Origin of the sequence: Candidatus Photobacterium acropomis (assembly GCF_030685555.1) — a bacterium.
GTDB classification, from domain to species: Bacteria; Pseudomonadota; Gammaproteobacteria; order Enterobacterales; family Vibrionaceae; genus Photobacterium; species Photobacterium lucens.
The window spans coordinates 1,111,952-1,132,703 of record NZ_CP131608.1 but is presented as its reverse complement, the minus strand read 5'-3'; the positions used below and the strand labels follow the sequence as shown (position 1 = coordinate 1,132,703).

The 20,752-nt window shown below is 38.8% G+C and carries 17 protein-coding genes; 10 read left to right on the top strand and 7 right to left on the bottom strand.

What is annotated here, in order from left to right; genetic code table 11:
• Positions 1–31: 31 nt before the first annotated feature.
• On the bottom strand, positions 32–790 hold the full coding sequence (locus tag Q7657_RS05095) for a hypothetical protein (protein ID WP_107165865.1): 759 nt from the start codon (positions 788–790) through the stop codon (positions 32–34).
• A 304-nt stretch (positions 791–1,094) separates the two neighbouring features.
• Between Q7657_RS05095 and Q7657_RS05090 the strand changes: the two genes are divergently transcribed.
• Complete coding sequence (locus Q7657_RS05090) at positions 1,095–1,304, top strand: TOBE domain-containing protein (RefSeq protein WP_008989426.1); 210 nt, start codon at positions 1,095–1,097, stop codon at positions 1,302–1,304.
• Positions 1,305–1,458: 154 nt separating this feature from the next.
• Here the strand turns inward: Q7657_RS05090 and Q7657_RS05085 are convergent, their stop codons facing one another.
• Positions 1,459–1,986, bottom strand: a complete 528-nt coding sequence (locus tag Q7657_RS05085; RefSeq protein ID WP_107165864.1) for an NADPH-dependent FMN reductase — start codon at positions 1,984–1,986, stop codon at positions 1,459–1,461.
• Positions 1,987–2,104: 118 nt separating this feature from the next.
• Here Q7657_RS05085 and Q7657_RS05080 point away from each other — a divergent pair, with 118 nt between their 5' ends.
• Together Q7657_RS05080 and speG are read left to right on the top strand one after the other, a co-directional pair.
• Positions 2,105–3,025, top strand: a complete 921-nt coding sequence (locus Q7657_RS05080) for a LysR family transcriptional regulator (protein ID WP_107165863.1) — start codon at positions 2,105–2,107, stop codon at positions 3,023–3,025.
• A gap of 129 nt (positions 3,026–3,154) precedes the next feature.
• Positions 3,155–3,673 carry a spermidine N1-acetyltransferase gene (gene speG / locus Q7657_RS05075; RefSeq protein ID WP_107165862.1) on the top strand — a complete coding sequence of 173 codons (519 nt, stop codon included), beginning with the start codon at positions 3,155–3,157 and terminating at the stop codon, positions 3,671–3,673.
• A gap of 87 nt (positions 3,674–3,760) precedes the next feature.
• Here the strand turns inward: speG and Q7657_RS05070 are convergent, their stop codons facing one another.
• Both Q7657_RS05070 and Q7657_RS05065 read right to left on the bottom strand, forming a co-directional pair.
• Positions 3,761–6,076, bottom strand: a complete 2,316-nt coding sequence (locus tag Q7657_RS05070; RefSeq protein ID WP_107165861.1) for a phosphocholine-specific phospholipase C — start codon at positions 6,074–6,076, stop codon at positions 3,761–3,763.
• 143 nt (positions 6,077–6,219) lie between these two features.
• On the bottom strand, positions 6,220–6,891 hold the full coding sequence (locus Q7657_RS05065; protein ID WP_053989153.1) for a glutathione S-transferase: 672 nt from the start codon (positions 6,889–6,891) through the stop codon (positions 6,220–6,222).
• 204 nt (positions 6,892–7,095) lie between these two features.
• Here Q7657_RS05065 and Q7657_RS05060 point away from each other — a divergent pair, with 204 nt between their 5' ends.
• Positions 7,096–8,514 carry a coniferyl aldehyde dehydrogenase gene (locus tag Q7657_RS05060; RefSeq protein ID WP_107165860.1) on the top strand — a complete coding sequence of 473 codons (1,419 nt, stop codon included), beginning with the start codon at positions 7,096–7,098 and terminating at the stop codon, positions 8,512–8,514.
• Between the two features lie 95 nt (positions 8,515–8,609).
• On the opposite strand, the gene Q7657_RS05055 is transcribed toward Q7657_RS05060, so the two are convergent.
• Complete coding sequence (locus Q7657_RS05055) at positions 8,610–9,182, bottom strand: PhnA domain-containing protein (protein WP_008989419.1); 573 nt, start codon at positions 9,180–9,182, stop codon at positions 8,610–8,612.
• Positions 9,183–9,562: 380 nt separating this feature from the next.
• On the opposite strand from Q7657_RS05055, the gene Q7657_RS05050 reads away from it, so the two are divergent.
• Both Q7657_RS05050 and Q7657_RS05045 read left to right on the top strand, forming a co-directional pair.
• Positions 9,563–10,630 carry a S1 family peptidase gene (locus tag Q7657_RS05050; protein ID WP_107165859.1) on the top strand — a complete coding sequence of 356 codons (1,068 nt, stop codon included), beginning with the start codon at positions 9,563–9,565 and terminating at the stop codon, positions 10,628–10,630.
• 189 nt (positions 10,631–10,819) lie between these two features.
• Positions 10,820–12,049, top strand: a complete 1,230-nt coding sequence (locus Q7657_RS05045) for a trypsin-like serine protease (protein WP_498826352.1) — start codon at positions 10,820–10,822, stop codon at positions 12,047–12,049.
• Between the two features lie 529 nt (positions 12,050–12,578).
• Here Q7657_RS05045 and Q7657_RS05040 read toward each other — a convergent pair.
• Positions 12,579–13,571 (bottom strand): lipoyl protein ligase domain-containing protein, encoded by a 993-nt coding sequence (locus Q7657_RS05040; RefSeq protein WP_107165857.1) that lies wholly within the window; start codon positions 13,569–13,571, stop codon positions 12,579–12,581.
• A 343-nt stretch (positions 13,572–13,914) separates the two neighbouring features.
• On the opposite strand from Q7657_RS05040, the gene Q7657_RS05035 reads away from it, so the two are divergent.
• The 3 genes from Q7657_RS05035 to Q7657_RS05025 all read left to right on the top strand — a co-directional run bounded on the left by Q7657_RS05035 (position 13,915) and on the right by Q7657_RS05025 (position 18,085).
• Entirely contained in the window at positions 13,915–15,894 is a 1,980-nt protein-coding gene (locus Q7657_RS05035; RefSeq protein ID WP_107165856.1) for a HAMP domain-containing methyl-accepting chemotaxis protein, read from the top strand.
• A 2-nt stretch (positions 15,895–15,896) separates the two neighbouring features.
• A complete protein-coding gene (locus Q7657_RS05030) occupies positions 15,897–17,243 on the top strand; it encodes an ABC transporter substrate-binding protein (RefSeq protein ID WP_107165855.1) in 1,347 nt (448 codons plus the stop codon).
• A gap of 176 nt (positions 17,244–17,419) precedes the next feature.
• A complete protein-coding gene (locus tag Q7657_RS05025; protein WP_107165854.1) occupies positions 17,420–18,085 on the top strand; it encodes a response regulator transcription factor in 666 nt (221 codons plus the stop codon).
• A gap of 101 nt (positions 18,086–18,186) precedes the next feature.
• Here Q7657_RS05025 and Q7657_RS05020 read toward each other — a convergent pair whose 3' ends face one another.
• The gene (locus Q7657_RS05020; protein ID WP_258178241.1) at positions 18,187–18,825 is read right to left on the bottom strand and encodes a hypothetical protein; all 639 of its coding nucleotides are present in this window, start codon (positions 18,823–18,825) and stop codon (positions 18,187–18,189) included.
• 213 nt (positions 18,826–19,038) lie between these two features.
• On the opposite strand from Q7657_RS05020, the gene Q7657_RS05015 reads away from it, so the two are divergent.
• A complete protein-coding gene (locus Q7657_RS05015) occupies positions 19,039–20,418 on the top strand; it encodes a sensor histidine kinase (protein WP_107165853.1) in 1,380 nt (459 codons plus the stop codon).
• The last annotated feature ends 334 nt before the right edge of the window (positions 20,419–20,752 follow it).

Sequence of the window (20,752 nt, the reverse complement as noted above, 5' to 3'; positions counted from 1 at the left end):
GTAGGTAGCAGGTGTTGCCTGCTACTCATATTTATTCGTTATCATCTAAATTTAATTTATTGGTAAGAAAGGTCGTATTTAATTGTGAAAAATGCTGTATGAAATGTTCAGCTAACGTGTTGATGTCTTCTAAGTGTTGTACCAGTTTTTGCTCTGACTCCTCACAGGTATGCTGGTTTAAAATTAACTGGCATAACTCTCCAGTAATAGCGGTCGATATTTGTTCTACCAGTTTAAGTGTGGCTTGTTTTGATAATTGAAACCCTTCGTCAATATATTGGTTAACTACTACACGGCTAAAAACCTGATCAATAGTTTGTGAAATGTTTTCTTGTTGGGAAAAAGTATTGATTAAGGTTGATAATTGCTGAATAGCAAGGGCAGTGATCACCATTTCACATTCTCTGTTAAGTGTTGCAGTCAGTAAATCTTCGGTTTCCTTCGTGGTGATATGAGTAATAGTACCGCGACGATTTGCAGCCTTAATCGCAAAGTCGTTACGTGATTGCCGTAAAATCTCAAGGCTTTGCTGGCACACATAATCAAAGTCATGAAACGTATAATCTTGGTTATAGTGGCATTGTTTATTGATCGTATTTTGTGATTCACAGTGAAAAGATTGCAGGAGTAAGTAAAGTGTATATGTGATCTTGTTTTGAAATATACACGCGTTTTTACGATCACTATGACTGTTTGATGGGGCAGTAAAAGCCATAGTGGTTAGGATTTGCTGCACAGCACTTTGAACATGCAGTTCAAGGCTGGCAGTTTCACATAGCCTCGTGCTCATAAGCGTACTCCTTTAACGCTACTACTCTTTAAGCATGATACAAATTTAGCCATTGTGCATCTTAGATCCGATTAAATGTGAACAATATGCTTGTCTTGGCCGTTTTCATTCGTAAAAAAGCGATCTCTATACCTATAGAATGTCTCGAACATTACTCTGTTGTTTAATGAATAAACAACCGAATATGGAATATTTCTTGTTTAAAAGCCACGTTTAAAAGTGAGTTATCTACACTATAAGAGGCTGGTTTAAGCCATGTGTACTAGCTCGAATTGGAATTTTACTTACTGGTTAAGGTTGTAAAATGAAATTAAGTGCAAGAAATCAATTAAAAGGCGTGGTAACGAATATCGATGTTGGGGCAGTGAATGTAGAAGTTACGGTTGAAGTCTCCCCCAATGTTGAACTCACGTCTATCTTAACGAAAAAGTCATGTGAGTATTTAGGTTTAGCCGTGGGTAAAGAGGCGGTATTAGTGATAAAAGCATCCAATGTGATGGTCGCAACCGAGTAATGAATATCGTCAAGTTAGTTCAAGTAATTAGGCTTTAGAGAATCACTTGGAAAAAAGAGTTGCTGGTTCAACAGCAACTCTATTTTTATCAATTACTTCTTCTATTTGTGTAATAGTGGTTTTTGTTGCTGGACAACGTTAAAACGATCAGCCGCTATTGATTAAATTTTGAAACTAATGATTTTAATTGTTGATTTAATTCTTCATTGGTTAGGGCATTCTTTTCTAAATCGAAGTTGTCGTAAAAACTTGGAATAGAAAGAGAGCCTAATACATTGGCATCAAAATAAGGGGCTGATGTCACGGCAGTATCTAGTACGTTTTTAGCGCCACCAGGGCCCGGTGATGTTGCAAGCATGATCACTGGTTTCTGTTGATAGAATTTTTGATTAATACGTGAAGCCCAATCAAAAATATTCTTATAAGCCGCAGTATATGTCCCGTTATGCTCAGCAAATGAAATTAAAATTGCGTCAGCTTGGCTTATTTTATCGAAGAATAACTGAGCTTGTTCAGGGATCCCTGACGCATTCTCACGATCAATGCTGTAAATCGCCATTTCAAAATCGTTTAGGTCAAGAATTTCTACTTCATCAGCGTTTACTTGTGATGCCGCATATGTCACTAGCGCACGGTTGATTGATTGTTGGCTGTTTGTTGCAGCAAAAGCGAGTAGTTTCATAATGAGCCTCGTTTGTAATTAAGTCGTTTTAGCAAACTGATGTTGTTAACCAATGACTAGAGTGTATATTAGAGTTCGTATGTAATTAATAGCCTTAAAGTGATTAGATAATTTCCATATGACTAATAATCAACTGTTCGATGGTATTACTTTATTTGTTCAAGTCGTTAAAAGTGGTGGCTTTGGTGCTGCGGCGCAGGTAATGGGGCATTCAAACTCTTATGTAAGCAAAGAGATCGTTAAATTAGAAAATCGCTTAGGGGTAAGGTTGCTCAATCGCACAACTCGAAGTATTTCGTTAACGCCGGAAGGTAAGAGTTATTACCAAGAATGTTTACAGTTGATCAGTGATGCTGAACAAGCGGTTGCTCATATCACTCAAAGTACAGTGGCGCCAAAGGGAACATTGAAAATCAGTTGTCCGGTATGGTTTGGTAAGCATTATTTAAAGGATGTATTTTCAGCTTATCTTACACGTTACCCCGATGTTGTGATTGATCTTGATATGAGCGACAAAGCCATTGATGTAATAGGTGATGGCTATGATTTGGTGATCCGTGCATCAGCAAAACTCGATGAATCAAGTCTTATCTGTAAACGTATTTATAGCAGCCGAATTTGTACGGTAGCGTCACCAGGATATATTGCCAAATATGGTCGCCCGATCCATCCAGCAGAGCTTTCTTCTCATCACTGTTTTTGTTACAGCAACTTAAAAAAATCTAATGTTTGGGATTATATGGATAAGGCAGGCAATCAAACCTCTGTTGACGTTCATCAACGCGTTCGTAGCAATAACACTGAGATGTCACTGACGTTAGTACGTAATGGTGACGGGATCATTCGTCTGCCTGAGTTTTATATTGAGCAACAAATAAAGACAGGGGAATTAACCTTATTATTTGAAGATTATATTTTCCCAACAGTGGATGTGTATGCACTGTATCCCACCCGTAAGCATCTTGCATCTAAAGTACGCTGCTTCTTGGATCTGATTGATGAAATGGTTATAAACCATAGATGTGCCAAGGTTGAATAATGTTGCAGCAAGGGAATATCTTGTTACATGTTTTTGCTTTTTTATGTGATATTAAATGGTATTTTGAAGCGGTAAATTGGTAAGGAGACAGTCCTTTACCTGCATCATTACTATCAAGGATATAGATAAATGAGTAATGTTATTCGTCTACGTGCATTAGAGCGTACAGATCTACGTTTTATTCATCAATTAAACAATAACCGCACCATCATGGCGTACTGGTTTGAAGAGCCGTATGAGTCGTTTGCTGAGCTAGAAGAGCTGTACCGCAAACACATTCATGATAGTACTGAGCGTCGTTTTATTGCTGAAAATGCAGACGAAGAAGCCATTGGCTTAGTAGAGTTGGTTGAAATCAACAATATTCACCGAACTGCTGAGTTTCAAATTATCATTGCCCCAGATTACCAAGGTAATGGCTACGCGCGTTCATTGATCAATCGTGCGCTAAATTATGCATTTACCATTTTGAATTTACATAAAGTGTATCTGCACGTTGCGATTGAAAACGAAAAAGCGATTCACTTATATGAAGAGTGTGGTTTTGTAGAAGAAGGCCATTTGATCCAAGAGATTTTTATTAACGGTAAATACTGCGATATTAAGCGCATGTATATTCTGCAAGATACTTATTTTAAAAGTCGTTAATTAACCTCTTTAATAAGATAAATAAAAACCCAGCAATACTAAGTACTTGCTGGGTTTTTGTTATTCTACGTTCAGTTCAGTTGGTATTTAGCGAAGCAGACTTGCTAATTCCATGTCGTTACCGAAATTACCTAATTCAGGATCTGTTACCGCTTTGAAGTTGTGCTTGTTATTTACTTCAATACGACCTGCTGCTTGCAATGAGAAATAGCGGCAATTATCGGCAGTAAAGGTAAGATCATACCAACAGTGCTTACGCGTTTTGTAAGCGATATGCTCAACTTGCTTAGGCTTGATGGTCAATACCACAGGCTTTTTGCCATAAACGTTATCTGTGATGGTAATGACTTGCGGCTCCTTGGTACTATTTTCGATTCTGATAGAAAGATGAGCTTCATTATTACCAACTCGTGATGCTTTATGCGTAATATCAATTAATGGCATAGCTTTATGCTCACCAGTAAAGCCTTTCACACGACGTATAAATCCGTTAGGGCCAAAGGTCATTAAATCGAAGTCTTGATGTTCATCGAACTGCCATTTATCAGCGACTGTTGGGTTATGTAGATTCGTGCCTTTTGCTGCAACCGTGTATTGGCGTGGCATCGTCATATCGTAAGGACTGCCTTCAGACGCAACAAATTCATCTTGTTGAGGTAGGTTGTGAGCAAGGTAATTGTAAGTTTGGTAAACCGTGCCTTGTTTACCCTGATTTGCGTATTCAAAGTGTACGCTATCTTTACTAAATGAGATGTCTACTTTTGGTGAGTAAGGTAACTGACAAGAGGGACGAGAGCCTTGCTGTTCAACAACAGGCAGGCCAACTAGGCTCATCTGTGGCTTAACTCTTTTACCTGATTCATCATATCCTTGTTGGTTTTTATGCTGGTTTTGTTCTTCGGTTGCGGCTTCAAAGCGACGTTGAGCTTCCTCAAATGACATATTGTTAGGGATATCACTATTTGGTCGGTTTTTTTCAAAATCAAAACAGCTTGTTAAATCGCCACACACGCTACGTCGCCATTCTGAAATATTAGGCTCTTCAACGCCGGTTACTTTTTCTAAAAACTGTAGAACAGAAGTATGGTCAAATACTTGGGAGTTTATATTGCCGCCAACACTCCAAGGAGAAACAACATAGCAAGGTACGCGAGGACCTAAACCATGGGAAGCGTTATTGATGAAATCAGAAATATCGTCGTTAGTGCCATTAAACTTCGAATAATCGACATCATGGTAGTATTCGTCATCAGTTTTAACGTTTGACTTACCGTAAGTATGCTTATTTTTTGCTTTATGAGGTACTGATGGTGGTGGCATATGATCAAATAGACCATCATTTTCATCGAAGTTGATAATGAAAACAGTTTTTGCCCATACGTCAGGATTAGAAGTGAGGATATCTAAAATAGCTGCAGTGTATGCTGCACCAAGACTTGGTGTTGAAGGACCTGTATGTTCGGAGTACAAATCTTCTGAAACGACCCAAGTAACTTGCGGTAGTCCTTCATTATAGAGTTCTTCAAATAACTCAATAGAAGGTTTATCGCCGTAATCTGGACCAATGCCTTTGACAAAAATCGGGTCATCTTGGTTAGTTTCGTTTGCCTTAATAAAACTTTTAAAGCCAACCAGTGGATTATCCGTAAAGTTATTATTGCTGTTTTGAAGTACTCGCCATGAAATGCCTGCTTTTTCTAAGCGTTCAGGATAGGTTGTCCATTCATAACCATTTTCGTATTCACCCCAAGCATCATGACTATTAGTGATAACTGGACCATTTTTTTTCTGTTTGGCATCTGTTGTTCCACTCCAGTGCATGACACGGTTTGGGTTTGTCCCTGTTTGGGTTGCACAATAGTATGCATCACACAGAGTAAAAGCATTAGCGAGTGCAAACTGAAAAGGCATTTCTTTTTCTGTGAAATATCCCATGGTTCGGTCAGTTTTATTCGGTAGCCATTGGTTCATTTTGCCATGATTATTAGCATATTGTGCATCACTGTAGAGGTGAGGTGTACCACGAAAATGCTCATAACTGACATCTTTTCCTGTATTGAAATACCAAGGAAGTAGGGTCTTTTTGAAGTTTCCTTTATCTTCATTTGGCTCAGGATTATGCTGATTCCAAACAAAGTCACCGTTGGACTGTTTTAATGGGAAACGATCGGCAAAACCGCGCACACCGGGCATGGTGCCAAAGTAGTGATCAAATGAACGATTTTCCTGCATTAAAATAACAACATGCTCAACATCTTTGATACTGCCATGTTTTCGATTTGCTGGAATTGAAAGTGCCTTTTCAATACTCGCAAATACGTTAGGTGAAGTAGATACTGCGGCAGCGCCTGCACTTACAACAGCAGACTTTTTAATAAATGAGCGACGACTATCGTTTACCATAACTAATCCTTATTCAAATGAGGTTATTGATTAACCTGTTAGTAATTTGAATAAGGAATATTTCATGTTTATTAAGCGGTTATGGGTAAGGTTCTAATTAACATTACGCTGACATTTTTCATTTAACCGTCATACAGGCTTCACTAACTTATCATGGTTAAATCATTGTGCTGCGTAGCTTGTGTGTTAGTACAACTCTCCCATAACGGATATTTAGTCATTGCTTTAGAGAAAGTAGGATCTTGATAAAGATCGCTTAACCATTGTTTTAGATTCGGATAATCAGCCTCTCGAAACCATTGACGTTCAACATGAGAAAACTGGCGAATAAAAGGCAAAATAGCGTAATCAGCAAGACTTAGCTGATCAGCCATTAGGTATTTATGTTGGGATAAGCGATTTTCAAGGTCGAATAAGAAGGACTCACACAGTTTGCGATAAACTGGTGCTTCTGGATTATGGTAACGAGTATCCGCTTTGTAATGCTCAAGGGCTGTAATGTACTTGTAATCATTACGAGCAATTAAACTTAGCATTTCAGCAAAGCAGTGTGGTTGTTGGCTTAACAGTAAGTCGTGAGGGTCATTGTTATTTAATGCCCAAATCATGACTTCTAAACTTTCATCAATATAGTCACCATTTTCAAACACTAATAAAGGCACGGTTCCTTTGTTGGAAATGGCAAGCATGTCAGTAGGTTTTTGCCTTAAGTCAACATCACGTTGTTCAAAATTGATCTCTGCAAGTAACAATCCTAATCTAGCTCTAATAGCATAAGGGCATTGCCTTAATGTATATAAAATTGGTGATGACATATCTAAACCCCGCTACACGTTCCCTCTGATTATGAGATTAGTCTATAACAGTGAATGATGCGATTTTATAACCAAGTCACTGTATTTATTGGTTCACATAACCTAACTGATTAGAGTATAAAGATCTGTGCTTACGACAATGTTACAGCTAATGTAATGGGTTTATTGTTGTTTCAGTTGGGTTCTGTGATAGGAGTTTTACGAATGGAAAAGCCGTTAGATCATTATTTAAAGCAACAAAAAAGTGCATTCTTATCAAACCCAATGCCAGATCTTCAGTCGAGACTTGCCGATTTGGAGAAAATCTTAGAACTTGTTCAATCACATCAATCTGAGATTTGTGCTGCAATTGGTAAAGATTTTGGTCAACGCTCTGCAACAGAAACGGCATTGCTTGAAGTTTTCACCAGTGTAGAAGGGATTAAATATACGCGTAAGCATTTATCACGCTGGATGAAGGTACAAAAGCGTCATACTTCTATGTGGTTTAAGCCGGCTAAAAATCGCTTGCTGCCACAGCCAGTTGGTGTTGTCGGGATCATTGTGCCGTGGAACTACCCTCTATTTCTTGCAATAGCACCGCTTGTTGCTGCTATTGCTGCGGGAAACCGTGTCATGGTGAAAATGTCTGAAAATTCTCAGTATTTGTGCCAGTTATTGCAAGGTTTGTTTGCTCAATCATTTAATGAAGATCAGATTTGCTTTATTGCTGAAGAAGGTGAAACAGGCAAAGCTTTTTCTCAACTAGCGTTAGATCATTTGGTATTTACCGGTTCAAGTACCACGGGTAAGGCTGTGATGGCAAATGCAGCTAAAAACCTTGTGCCTGTTACTTTAGAGCTTGGTGGGAAGTCGCCAGCGATTGTTGCTGATGATTATGATCTTGCTAAAACCATGCAACGTATTTTGGGTGGAAAGGCGTATAACAGCGGACAAACCTGTGTAGCGCCTGATTATGTATATGTGCCAGAGCATCGCTTAGATGAGGTGATTAAGCATGCAAAAAAGATCATGGCGAAGCGCTTTACTGATATTCAGCATCCTGATTACACATCCATTATTGATGACACGGCGTTTGCTCGCTTAGTCGATACATTAGAAGATGCGAAAGCGAAAGGGGCGGAACTACATAATCTGATCCCAAATGCGGAGCCTGATGATGAGAATCGTAAGTTCCCATTACATCTTGTGACGAATGTGAATGAAACCATGTTAGTGATGCAGCGTGAGATTTTCGGCCCTATTTTACCAATTAAAACGTATCAATCGATTGATGATGTATTAGTGGAAATAAACGCTGGAGAAAGACCGTTAGCCTTATATCTATTTTCTAATGATAAAGTGTTACAACAAACAGTGATAGATCAGACTCGTTCTGGTGGCGTAACAATTAATGATGTGATGGTACATGTAGCGCAAGATGATCTACCGTTTGGTGGAATAGGCAACAGTGGTATTGGACACTATCACGGTCGAGAAGGTTTTGAACGCCTATCAAAGATGCGCCCTGTGATGTATCAAGGCTCTGTCTCGTCGCTGAAGCTGTTATATTCACCTTATTCATCCATCGCTAAGCGGATGATTAACTTCATCATTAATCGTAAGCTAGGTAAATACCAATAGTTTCAATGTCGTATTGAGATTGAATATATAAAAGAAGCCCCTAAAGTGAGACTCTAGGGGCTTTCTTTTATACGTTATCAGTAACGGAGAAGGGATTACTTCTTCACGTACTCTGCGATGATAACCATTTGCACACCATCAGCACGGCCTTGGATGTGAAGTGGGTTATCAGTCAGGCTGATGTTACGTACAGGCGTACCACGCTTAATTACCATGCTAGAACCTTTAACTGGAAGGTCTTTGATGATAGTTACGTTGTCACCAGCTTGTAGCTTAGCACCATTTGCGTCAAGCGTTGGAATAGCAGCTTGTGCTTCTTCAACTAGACCTTTTTCAGCCCACTCTTTAACATCATCTTCTAGGTACATCATGTCAACTAGGTCCATTGCCCAGTCAGTTTTTGAAGATAGACGCTTAAGTTGACGGTAAGCCATTACTTGTACAGCTGGAACCTGACTCCACATAGAGTCGTTTAGGCAACGCCAATGGTTTTCATCTGTTGTCTCTGGATCTTCAAGCTGACCACGGCAAGTATCACAAAGATATACACTACAGCCCGCGCTCTTGTCTTCAGAAGCAGGAACTGCGTATACAGCTAGGTTGTTTTCAGAAGAACATAGTTCACATTTTGATTCGCTACGATCTTTTAAAGCTTGTTCGATAGTCATGGGAAATTGTCCATAGAGTTATTGTGGGCACATTATGCACATCAAATAAACAGAAGGGAAGAAAACAAGCGCGAGATCACGAAATTTATAGTACATCAGACTGTTTAATATCCAATCCTAGTGAAATGTCATGGAAAATTATCCAGAGAGTAACGAAAAAGCAGTTAAATTTTAACTTCATTAACTCATTCAATGATTGTATTAATTTGAGTAATTTTTATTTTTAAGCAAAAAAGTGCTGGTGACTTGTTGTAACTAATAGACATTCTTATTTAAGACTTATGTGTTAGCTCACTGTTTAGAATGTTTTTGCTAATTAGCGGTTAATAATTTGTTACCTTGTAAGTATTGGTTAATGGACGATATTTAAGAAGGCTTGTATGAATAAAATAAAAACATTAGGGCTAGCAATTTCCGCAAGTGTTGCTTTTCCGCTATCGGTAATGGCAGCTGAAAATGATATTAATGCTTATATTATTGGTGGTAATGAAGTTCAAACAAGCCCGAATGAATTATCAACAGTGTTTGTTCAAGCGGGAAATTGGGGATGTACTGGTAGCTTAATAGCTGAACGTTGGGTACTAACTGCTGCGCACTGTATAAAAATTGGTAATAAAAATGATGAGCTTGAAACAGTGCCTACCGCCTCAATTAAAGTTTACGCAGGTATAACGAATCTTTTAGATATTTCACCAATTAATGAGTATCAGGCTGTAGATGTAATTGTGCATTCTGATTACTTACCTGAAGGCACAGTAATAGTTGAAGGCGAGAGTGAAACTCAAATAAATACGCCTTACGTTAATGATATTGCACTTATTGCTGTTTCACGAAATATTGATAATGCCACGATAGCAACATTACCAACGAATGAGCAGGCATTCGCGATCGAAAAAGAAATTACCGAAAATAAAGAGTTCTTAATTGCTCAAGGTTGGGGGAAAACCTCAAATGGCGCAACCTCGGGTTCAAAGACATTAATGTCTGCAGAACTCAGTTATTTACCTACCGCTGAATGCTTTGATAAAACAAAAGCTGACAGTAATTTGGGCTGGCTATCTAGTGGTGTCGATCCATTAAAAATGTGTACTTATGAACCTGCTTTTCTTGGTGTCTGTCAAGGTGATAGTGGTGGTCCTTTGTATTATCAAAACGTAGCCACAGGTGAGCAAATACAGCTCGGAATTACCAGTTTTGGTGGTGAGAAATGTGCAGCAGGAGATCCCGATATCTATACCCGTGTAGGGGGATATGATGATTGGATCAATAACGTCATTGCTGAAAAAACACCTACACTTCCAGCGCCAGTACCATTCGATAATGAATCAACAGGTAAAGACAATACCGATAACGGCGTAGAAGATAGTAGCGGCGGCGGTGGTTCCATTGGATCAGGTTTAATTATGTCACTATTGGCAATGGGTTGGTTACGTAGAAAACGCGGTTAATCCATTATTTCATCAATCTTGACGTTATTAAGTGCTAAACGGGTTGCTGTGGGCTTGATTTAATATTTTCTATGTTTGTTTTGCAGCATTGCATAGAAAAAAGAAGCCTGTCGCAACTCGTTTATCTTTCTAAGTAAATAGTGAATAGTATTCGGTATCATTAAACTAGCTGTATTTTAAAAGGATTTAATGATGGTGAATAAATTAACGCACTCATTGAGTGTATGCATTGCATTAGGATTAGCAGGTTCAGCTTACGCTCAAGCTGATCAAACCCCGACACCTTTTATTATTGGTGGTTCTGAAGTGACAGTCGCCACTGAAGATAATTTCATGGCATCGCTGCGCTTAAATAAAGCCAATGAATCTCATTTTTGTGGTGCGACGGTTTTAGATGATCGCTGGTTATTAACAGCGGCTCACTGTGTTGTTGCTGGTGGCGGTACTGGGGAATCTGGTCTTACTGTTGTTGCGCCTTCAGATATTACAGTTACAACGGGGTTAGTTGATAACGCTACTGCTGATGTTAAAGACATTTATTCAGCAACGCATGTTGTTGTTCATCCTGACTATAATCCACTGATTATTTTAGAAACATCAAGTGGTAACGGTGTTAATTTAGAAACAGAAATTGTAAATACTGCGCTTGATAATGATGTTGCACTTATCCGTGTTAACCGTGACTTTAATGGTGTAGGTAAAGTCAAATTAGCATCAACCAGTGCGGCGGTTGAATTAGATGATAAATTACGCGGTCAATGGAATGATAAAAACCTGCCTGAAAACGTAAAAGTACAAGGGTGGGGAGTGACGGAAAATAAAGCACCAGCTGAAGATGAAGAAGAAAAGAGCCTGAGTTATGAAGGCGGTGAAACATCTGACGTGCTACTAGAAACCATGTTAGCAAGTTTCCCGATTGATAAATGTTACGAGCGCTTTGAATCACAAGATCCAGAAGGCATTTTCATTGATAGCCCAAGTAACACCACTAAGCTTTGTACATTACCAGCACGTAAGCTTGATGGTTCGGATTTAATGGGGCCTGATGCTTGTTTTGGTGATAGTGGTGGTCCGCTATTAACACAAGATAATGACAGTAACTGGGTGCAGATTGGTATTGTGAGTGGTGGTTCAGCAGGTGAGCCTCAATGTGGTTCATTAACGCGTCCAACCTTCTATGCCCGTGTTGGCACTTATTATGAGTGGATCACTAAATCAGTGAAGACTGTGCCAGAAAGTGCCATTACGCTACCTGAATTTTTAGAAAAAGAGAAAGAACAAGCGGAACAGGGCTGTAACGATAGTATCTCTGCTAATAACTGTAATATTGGTAAAAATGACAGTGGTGGTGGTTATATTGGTGGTCTAATGCTTGCGTTGTTAGGCTCAATGGCATGGATACGACGTAAACGTCACTAATTGTTCATCTCCATATTTATTAAAACCACTTATTTTTAACTGCTTCAGGTTAAAGATAGGTGGTTTTTTATTGTCTTGTAATCACCTATACCCAAGCCACTTGGGTATATATCACATCAAGTAGCATAGATTTGTCATTGAGATATGTTTGAATGTTGAGTTTTAAACAAGATTTATTCACAGTATTTTTATGTCATAAATAAAGTAAAAACAACAACTAGCAATTTTATATACTACCTCTATTTTTATTTATCTATATGAATATAAAGGATTTTATTTCTTGTGGGTAAGATTGCTTTTAATCATGGGTGACATTTAAACCAAGAATGTGATAAGTAAAAATTTGTTGTTATTATCCACAGAAGCTGTGCATAACTCTGTGGGAAAGGCAGATAGCCTAGATTTGGTGCCGCCTCTGCCAAAGTCAAGGAGTTGTTTCAGGGTAAAAACCAGTATTTGATGCCCTATTGATTTAGTTCAATATATAGACACAAAAGTAAATTTTTCCTTAAAAGTTATCGTAATTTCGCTAAGCAATTTCTTGCTGTAACCACTCAGAGACTTCCATTAATGCATCGTAATGTTCAGAATGTTTCAATAGTAGACCGCATACAATGGAGATCATCGACTTAGCATTGAAAGGGTAACCAATCGCTGTTTGGCTAAAATCATTCATCATGTCGTGATAGGCGATTGGAGCATCGTAATAGATGTTAGTAATGACGCCTTCATCAATGTTGAGCTTTAACTCGACATTGCCCCATGAGAATGAGGTATCAAGTGATTCAATGAAACTTGGCGATTGTCCGTAGTTCCAGTCCCAACTTTTTAAGCGATAAAAGTTAGCACTAAACTCAACCCAATCAGGGTGCTGGTTATTTAGAATGATCGTATTTTCCGCATCAAGATTTAAGGTTGTTGCAATACTGTCACTGATATATCGGCTAAGTTCATTGTGCTCAAGTGGGCGAGTATGGTGATTAATAGACGTATAAGCACGTTCCAGATCTTTATGATTTAAGATTGAATAACGACTATTCATATACTGAGAAATATCAGTTAATGATGTGTTGACACGGATCGTACTATGAAAAAACAAATAGTGATTATTTTCAGATAATGCTGTGTTCGAGACTTTCTTATTATCAATTAAACATTCCAGTTTATCTGATATGGCTATTTCAATATTTAATGGATCGAATACCCCTAAAAGTATCTTTTTAATAATCTCTTCTGTTAAATAATTATTTGAACCAATTAAGGCAATATTGGTGTGTGTCAAATCTTGGTATATAGCACCGCCAATAGTATGACGCCTTACAATATTAATATTATTCTCTTTTAACTGTTTTGGTTTACATACACGCCAAGGGTTTTGATCTTTGCCGATATTAACTGAGCGTTGGTTCTGCCACAAAAAAGCGATAATACGATCATTACTCGCTTGCTTAAGTAGCGACTCTTCAATGGCTTGGTTAAAACTTGGGTCAGTTGATTCTGAATAATAAATAGACAGTTTCATTGTAGTTGTCTCTTAATCATCAATCTTGGTGTTATTAATTAGTATTGTTGCATATCAGGTCATTTTATTTAAGTGAGATAAGAAAATATTAAAGCTAATTATATGAACTACTTCGCATTAGTTGTTTTTAAATTTAAAAAAAGTGTCATTTAATGCTTAAAGAGAATGTTATTGATGGCGTTTACAGTTTTTTAAATACCTGAAAGACTTTAGAAGCAATAAAGTGTGATCTTGATATTGATTCTGTTCTAATTTTTTTATTTAGAGCTGTGAAAAAAGTATATTGAAAGTAACCGTTTCAGGATCAGCTACGGCGTGATTAAATTATAAATAGAAGTCTCTTATGTCATTATCAATAGTTCAGCGCACCATCGTCGGCTTTATAATAATGTTTATTCTTATTGCCGTTGTTGGAAGCATTAGTTATATCAACACCAACCGAATCCATGATCGACTAAAAGATGTTACTGAGGTTTCAACACCAATGGTAATTTCTGCGAGTCAATTATTAGCCAGTCTTCGTGAAAATCAGTTAACCGTTATTGATTACCGTACAACCTCATCTTCTGCTTTATTAGCCGAGCGTAAAGCTGCTGTGGATTCTGCGCAGAATGAATTCCGTACTGCGAAAGAGCAAGCGTTAAAAAATGCCATTGATAGCGAAGCCAAACAAAAGCTATCAACAGCGTTAGTAGCAGCAGATAAGTTTTTTGAGCTATCTCAACAAACTATAGATACCCAAAATAAATGGGTAGCGGTGAATGATCGTTTAACTGATTTAAACTTATCTTTTTTACGGTTAGAAGATACCTATCAATGGGCGGCAAATTTATTGCTGCAACGTGCCAGTGTGAAACGCTCGTTAAGTAATCGTGCAGAGCTTATCACCAGTGGTATTAGTCGTGATTTGAAAAACGTTCGTCGAGCAGATAAAAACACCGATTTTGCTAAATTAAGTAAAGTGTTAGCAAAAGATATTGAGCTTGCCAAACAAGGTCTTGAGCGTATTAACGTGCCTGAAGATGTCAAAGCTCGCTATGCTCGTAACCTACAGCGTGTTCATGATTTAGCTTTAGGTCAAGATGGTCTGCTGGCTGTTATGGCGCAAAACAATCGTCTTGAAAGCGAACTCGCTAACCTAAGCCAACAATCTAACCAGCAAGTTGTACTTACACAAACGGCACTAAATGACTACATGCAATACGCAAGTAGTAATGCTTACAACAGCCGTAATGCAGCAGATGCGGCAGCGAATCAAGCCACTTACAGTATTGTGATTGCGTGTTTAATTTCAGGTGCGATTGCGCTGATCATTGCCTTTACCACAGCGAAAAGTATTCATACGCCATTGGCTCGTATTAACGCAGTCCTACGTAAGATGACCGCAGGCGATATGACACAGCGTACTAACTACCAATCATCTTGTGAATTTGGTGCCTTATCACGTTCCATTGATCAGCTTTCTGAAAGCATGGCAGAGATCTTAACCAAGATTAATGATGGTTCATTGCAGCTAGTAACAGAAGCGAAGAAAACGGCTGTCACGAGTGAGCAGGCAATGAGCCGAGTGGAAGATCAAAAGCAGCGTACTGATCAAGTGGCTGCTGCGATTTCAGAGCTTGAAGTGAGTGCGAAAGAGATCTCACGCTCTTCTGATCTAACAGTTAACGAAGTTAATGAAGTGAATCAAGCGGCACAACAAGGTCGTGATTTAGTGTTAACAAGCCGCAATATCACAGAGCAGCTTTCCGTTGATATTACAGAAGCGGTAGACATTACCCGCAAACTAGAAACCTTTACCGTTAATATCGGCAGTATCTTAGATGTTATTCGTGGCATTGCAGAACAAACTAACTTATTGGCATTGAATGCAGCGATTGAAGCGGCGCGTGCTGGCGAGCAAGGTCGTGGTTTTGCCGTGGTGGCGGATGAAGTGCGAGCATTAGCAAATCGTACTCAGCAATCAACAGAAGAAATCAATGAGATGATTGAAAATCTTCAACAAAGTGCAGAGATGGTGACATCGGTTATGGCGCGTAGCCATAAACAAACTGAGCAATGTGTTGAACAAACCCGTTTAACAGATGAAGCATTACAAACCATTGCTGATCGTATGCGTTTGATTTTTGAAATGGCTGAGCAAGTTGCCCATGCAACGGCTGAGCAGATCTCTGTAAGCCAAGATGTCGCAGAGCACATTAATGGTATTGCCAACGTAGCGTATAACGCAGAGTCGGAAGCGCGTGAATCAGCAACCAGCAGTGAAGCATTATCGAAGTTAGCCGCAGAGCAACGCCAATTGATTGAACGATTTAAGGTATAAACATGAAACAGACAACTTCTACTTTTATTTATACAAAGGTTCAATCAACACTTTGTCGTAGCCTGATCGCAGCGAGTGTATCGCTTTCTGCTGTTGCTCCAATGCCTGCATTGGCTGAGGTTCAAAAAGCATCACTCAGTGGCACGGTATTAGTGGACTCTTGGCGACAAGATGATGCGATTTGGAAAGAAAAGATCATTCCAGCGTTTAACAAACATTATCCAAATATCAAAGTGACCTATCGTTCGCCTGAAGGCTTGACGGCATTTCAAGATGAATTAAATACCAACTTAGCAACGGGTAAAGCAGGAGACTTGATCGCTTGTCGTCCATTTGATGGTTCACTAGCACTGTTTAAACAAGGGCACTTAAGCGATATTACCGAAATGCCGGGGATGGAGAACTTCCCAAGTTTTGCGCTTAGCCCTTGGCAAACTGATTCAGGTGCGCAGACCTTCTGTTTACCAATGGCATCGGTGATCCACGGCTTTTTCTACAACAAAAAAGTCTTTAAAGAGCTTGATTTAAGCGTGCCGAAAACCACCGCAGAGTTTAATCATATCCTTAATATGATCAAAAATAACGGTCAGTATATTCCTCTTGCAATGGGAACCAATGATAAGTGGGAAGCGGGCACAATGGGCTTTCAAAATATTGGTCCTAATTACTGGAAAGGGGAAGATGGCCGTTTAGGTTTGATCAATGGCTCTGAGCGTTTTAACAGCCCACAATATCAACAAGTATTCCAAGAGTTGGCAAATTGGGGACGTTTTTTAGGTCAAGGCTATCAAACGCGTAAATATGCAGACTCCATCGAGTTGTTTAAAACAGGTAAAGCGGCCATTTATCCAGCGGGTTCTTGGGATATTAGTACCTTTACCGGTCAACTAGATTTTGGTGTTTTCCCACCACCAGTTGAGAACAAAGGCGATGAATGTTACTTCAGTGATCACACTGATATTGGTATGGGCTTGAATACGAAAGCAGAAAATAACCCAGCTGCGAAAGCCTTGTTGGAGTGGATGACAACAGCTGAATATGCGGAGCTATTAACTAACGCAATACCGGGGTTCTTCTCGCTATCTAACCACTTCTTTGATGTGGAAAACCCAATAGCAAAAGAGATGATGGCGTGGCGTAACGAATGTGATTCAACAATTCGTAGCTCAGCGCAGATCTTATCTCGTGGTAAAACCAATTTTGAAGCCCAAATCGATCAAGCCAGTGTGGCAGTGCTAAATGGCACAATGACACCGATGCAAGCAACAGAGTTGGTTCAATCTGGATTAGATGAGTGGTATGTACCACAACGAGAAGCCAAAGTAGCGAGCTTGATCTGCCAAGAATAGTTGTTTAAATAACAGCCATTAAACACGTTAATAAAGCGATGATTTCGAATGGGATCATCGCTTTTTTTGTTTAGTTGTAAATTTTTACAATTGATATTGAGAATGGTTATCTTTATTGTTGTTATTTGATGGTTTGGTGATTAATATGCAACGTCTTCAATTCTAGGTAAGTTGTTGTGTCAAAAATATTAGTTGTCGATGATGATGTTCAATTATGTGCATTGCTAACAGAAGTGCTTGAAGATGAGGGGCATGAGGTCAGTTGTGTTCATTGTGGTGAATCTGCAATGGACTATTTGCAATCGACGGGTGTTGATCTGGTTTTACTCGATGTTATGTTACCGAACTTGGACGGTATGCAGGTAGCAAGGCGTATTTGTCAACGTTTTGCCACACCGATTGTAATGCTTACCGCGCTGGGTGATGAAACGACCATGCTAGATGGACTTCAAGCAGGAGCAGATCAGTTTTTGGTGAAACCGTTTAAAGTTGAAGAGTTGTTAACACGTATTACGGTTACGCTTCGCCGTGTTGGTCTTGAGCGTCAGCGACAATGTTTACCATCAAGTACACCAGCGCTGGAAAGTCAGTTAGCGCGTTTACCTTTAACGGGGACTGAGATGGATTTACTCAAGTATCTGATTAAGCATAACGATATTGTGATCTCGAAAGCCGAGTTACAAAAAGTGGTACTAAAGAAAGAACTAAGCCCGTTTGACCGAAATCTAGATATGCATATCAGTAATATACGTCGAAAGATGGTGTTAGCTGGAATGTCTAAACAACACATAAAAACCGTACGAGGTAGAGGCTATAGCTATTCAGCCTGTGTGTCGGAATAAAGCCTGTTAAGGTGAGTAGCCAAGAGACAGTGAAATAAATCGAACGCAATAAATAAGGCGATCATTAGATCGCCTTATTTGAATGGTTAGTGCTGCTGAGATTAGTTTTTGAGTACACGGTTATTTGAGAAAGTCAGTAACGCCAGGTTAAACGGCATAGCTTTGTTTTCAGGGTAATGCTCAGCGAACAGTAACTCATCACGTGACTGATCATAGCTATGTTGTAAGTAGCCATAGCCACTTGGGTATTGCAGGTTCCACAGATCACTTTTCGCAATACGGCTAACGGCTAAAAATTGTCCGATATAGCTTGCTTTATTCGGCTCAATTTCAAAGCGCACATGCATATCTTTGTTATTTTGTGACGTCAGGGTTTTGTTACCGTCCGAGCCTTCAATCTTGATACTAAAAATTTCGTATTCACCAACGGGTAACTCAATACTAAATAGATGACCGCTGACATTTGGGTTCTCAAAATGTCCATCTTCATTGTTATTAGTGATGGTAATAACGTCATCCATGTTACTTGCAGTACTGTTAGTAGTGTTGACAGGGCGAATATTGATAGTCGTGATCAGGTTTTTACCTGTTTTCGGCCATTCGGTATTTGCGCCTAACGATCCAACCAAATAGCCCGTAGCTTTGTTTTGTTCAAAATAGCTATCTGGAACAGAGATCTGTAACCCTGAAGAACACCCAGTTAGCAGCAGGGCTAAGAATACGAGTAACGTCTTCATCATAGAACGTCCTTTTACTTTGATGAATGGCTAAGAAGAGTAAGGTTATGCGCTTTTGTTAAGAATACAAAGTAATAACCTAACTCTATTGTTATGCAAAAATGGTAACTCGTCTATTTAAAGGCGAGTTTTTGTGAACGGTGTTAGCACTCAATCTTAGATTCAATAAAGTGGTAATGAATAGAGAGAGAAAAATCGGTGAGTGTAATAAGTGCAATGAAAGTGAGACGAAGCATACCGCAGCCTAAAAAAAGTTTAGTGTTCCGTCTTTTTTCCTACTTTACGATTGGGTTATTGCTGATATTAGGTTTACAGAATCTTGCTGAAATTGCCCTAGTTAAAACCATGCTGCATGTGCCATATCGAGTACAGCATGACATCATGAATATGGCTGTTGACGTTGAACCTGTGATTGCGCTAAACAGTCCGGCATCGTTAAAACAGTGGGAAGAGAAACAGAAGTATTATGCTTTTGTACTTGATCAAAATAATGATGAACTCAGCACCAGAGAAATGCACCCACACTTTGAATTTAAGCTCAAATATGCCAGAACATTAAATACGATTTTAGATTCTCGTGTTAATCAGCCTGTTTTTATGATCCCACTTAAAAACGGCAATAAATTGGTGGTGCAATTACCGCATCAATTACACCCAGCAAAGCATTTCAAACTGTATTTTGGGTTAATCCAAGTCGTGATAGCGCTAATGATCACCTTGATGTTTTCCTACATTATCGCTCGTTATTTAAAGCTGCCGTTAGATACGCTGCGCCATGCTAGTCGTGATTTAGCCAACGGCGATTTTTCGGTTCGTGTTACTCATGCGCTAGGAGATAGTGTTAAAGAGTTTAATGAATTGGCGACAGATTTCGATAATATGGCAAATCAAATACAACTATTAACAGAAAAGCAGCGTCGATTAATCCGTGATGTTTCTCATGAATTAAGAACACCATTAGCTAGACATAATCTTTCACTGCATTTATTGCGAAAACGGACCGCACCAGAATATTTACATTTAGTGGATCGTTTAGAGCTAGAATCGCAAGAAATGAATGAATTGGTCTCGGAAATTTTAGAATTTAGCCAGTTTGAAAATGCCACGGCAAAAATCCATTTAATTCCTGTTGATGTACAAAGTTTCTGTAGTTCTACCGCAGAGCAGTGCCAAATTTTAAAAGGTCGTAATCAGACGATTGAAACGTTTTTTGGGCGTGAATTGCCTTTGGTTCATGCCGATACTCGTTTATTAGTTCGTGCGATCAAAAACTTAATAGGTAATGCGATTAAATATGCTGGTGACAATGCAACTATCTGTATTAAAACGGCTAAAGTACAGCTTGATGAGCAATCCTACGTTACGGTAACGGTTAAAGATAACGGTAATGGGATCCCAGAACAGCACTTAAAACATATCTTTGATCCCTTTACACGGATTGAAGGTGCACGTGATAAGTCATCCGGTGGTTATGGTTTAGGGCTGGCGATAGTGAAAGAAGCCATGCATGCGATGAAAGGCAAAGTTGAAGCCTGTAATTTAGAAAGTGGGGGATTGAAAATAATACTTTATTTCCCTGTTAATGATGACCAGTAAAAACTTAGCTTAAAACACAGCACAAATATGACTATTGAGCAGATGATTTTCTTGGGAAAGTCATCTGCTTTTTTATTTATTACCCGTTTTTTATAAAGGCTACTCCTATTTGGTAAATTGCTGGTGATGTTATTAAATTCCTATTAAGTATATAAACTAATAAAGGTTTAATTGATTGATAATTCAAACCTATTGAAGCAATAGATATTTAGAATTAGATGGATTGAGCAAATTGTTTTAAATTTGCTCCAACGGACGAGATATGATTTTGTAAGACATTTTTTATTGATTTATATCAAATTAAATATTTTGTTTTAAGTCAGTTTATAGGTGT

Coding starts and splice junctions, on each gene's coding strand:
- Q7657_RS05095 (WP_107165865.1), bottom strand. CDS start 790: ATGAGCACGAGGCTATGTGAAACTGCCAGCCTTGAACTGCATGTTCAA.
- Q7657_RS05090 (WP_008989426.1), top strand. CDS start 1,095: ATGAAATTAAGTGCAAGAAATCAATTAAAAGGCGTGGTAACGAATATC.
- Q7657_RS05085 (WP_107165864.1), bottom strand. CDS start 1,986: ATGAAACTACTCGCTTTTGCTGCAACAAACAGCCAACAATCAATCAAC.
- Q7657_RS05080 (WP_107165863.1), top strand. CDS start 2,105: ATGACTAATAATCAACTGTTCGATGGTATTACTTTATTTGTTCAAGTC.
- speG (WP_107165862.1), top strand. CDS start 3,155: ATGAGTAATGTTATTCGTCTACGTGCATTAGAGCGTACAGATCTACGT.
- Q7657_RS05070 (WP_107165861.1), bottom strand. CDS start 6,076: ATGGTAAACGATAGTCGTCGCTCATTTATTAAAAAGTCTGCTGTTGTA.
- Q7657_RS05065 (WP_053989153.1), bottom strand. CDS start 6,891: ATGTCATCACCAATTTTATATACATTAAGGCAATGCCCTTATGCTATT.
- Q7657_RS05060 (WP_107165860.1), top strand. CDS start 7,096: ATGGAAAAGCCGTTAGATCATTATTTAAAGCAACAAAAAAGTGCATTC.
- Q7657_RS05055 (WP_008989419.1), bottom strand. CDS start 9,182: ATGACTATCGAACAAGCTTTAAAAGATCGTAGCGAATCAAAATGTGAA.
- Q7657_RS05050 (WP_107165859.1), top strand. CDS start 9,563: ATGAATAAAATAAAAACATTAGGGCTAGCAATTTCCGCAAGTGTTGCT.
- Q7657_RS05045 (WP_498826352.1), top strand. CDS start 10,820: ATGATGGTGAATAAATTAACGCACTCATTGAGTGTATGCATTGCATTA.
- Q7657_RS05040 (WP_107165857.1), bottom strand. CDS start 13,571: ATGAAACTGTCTATTTATTATTCAGAATCAACTGACCCAAGTTTTAAC.
- Q7657_RS05035 (WP_107165856.1), top strand. CDS start 13,915: ATGTCATTATCAATAGTTCAGCGCACCATCGTCGGCTTTATAATAATG.
- Q7657_RS05030 (WP_107165855.1), top strand. CDS start 15,897: ATGAAACAGACAACTTCTACTTTTATTTATACAAAGGTTCAATCAACA.
- Q7657_RS05020 (WP_258178241.1), bottom strand. CDS start 18,825: ATGATGAAGACGTTACTCGTATTCTTAGCCCTGCTGCTAACTGGGTGT.
- Q7657_RS05015 (WP_107165853.1), top strand. CDS start 19,039: ATGAAAGTGAGACGAAGCATACCGCAGCCTAAAAAAAGTTTAGTGTTC.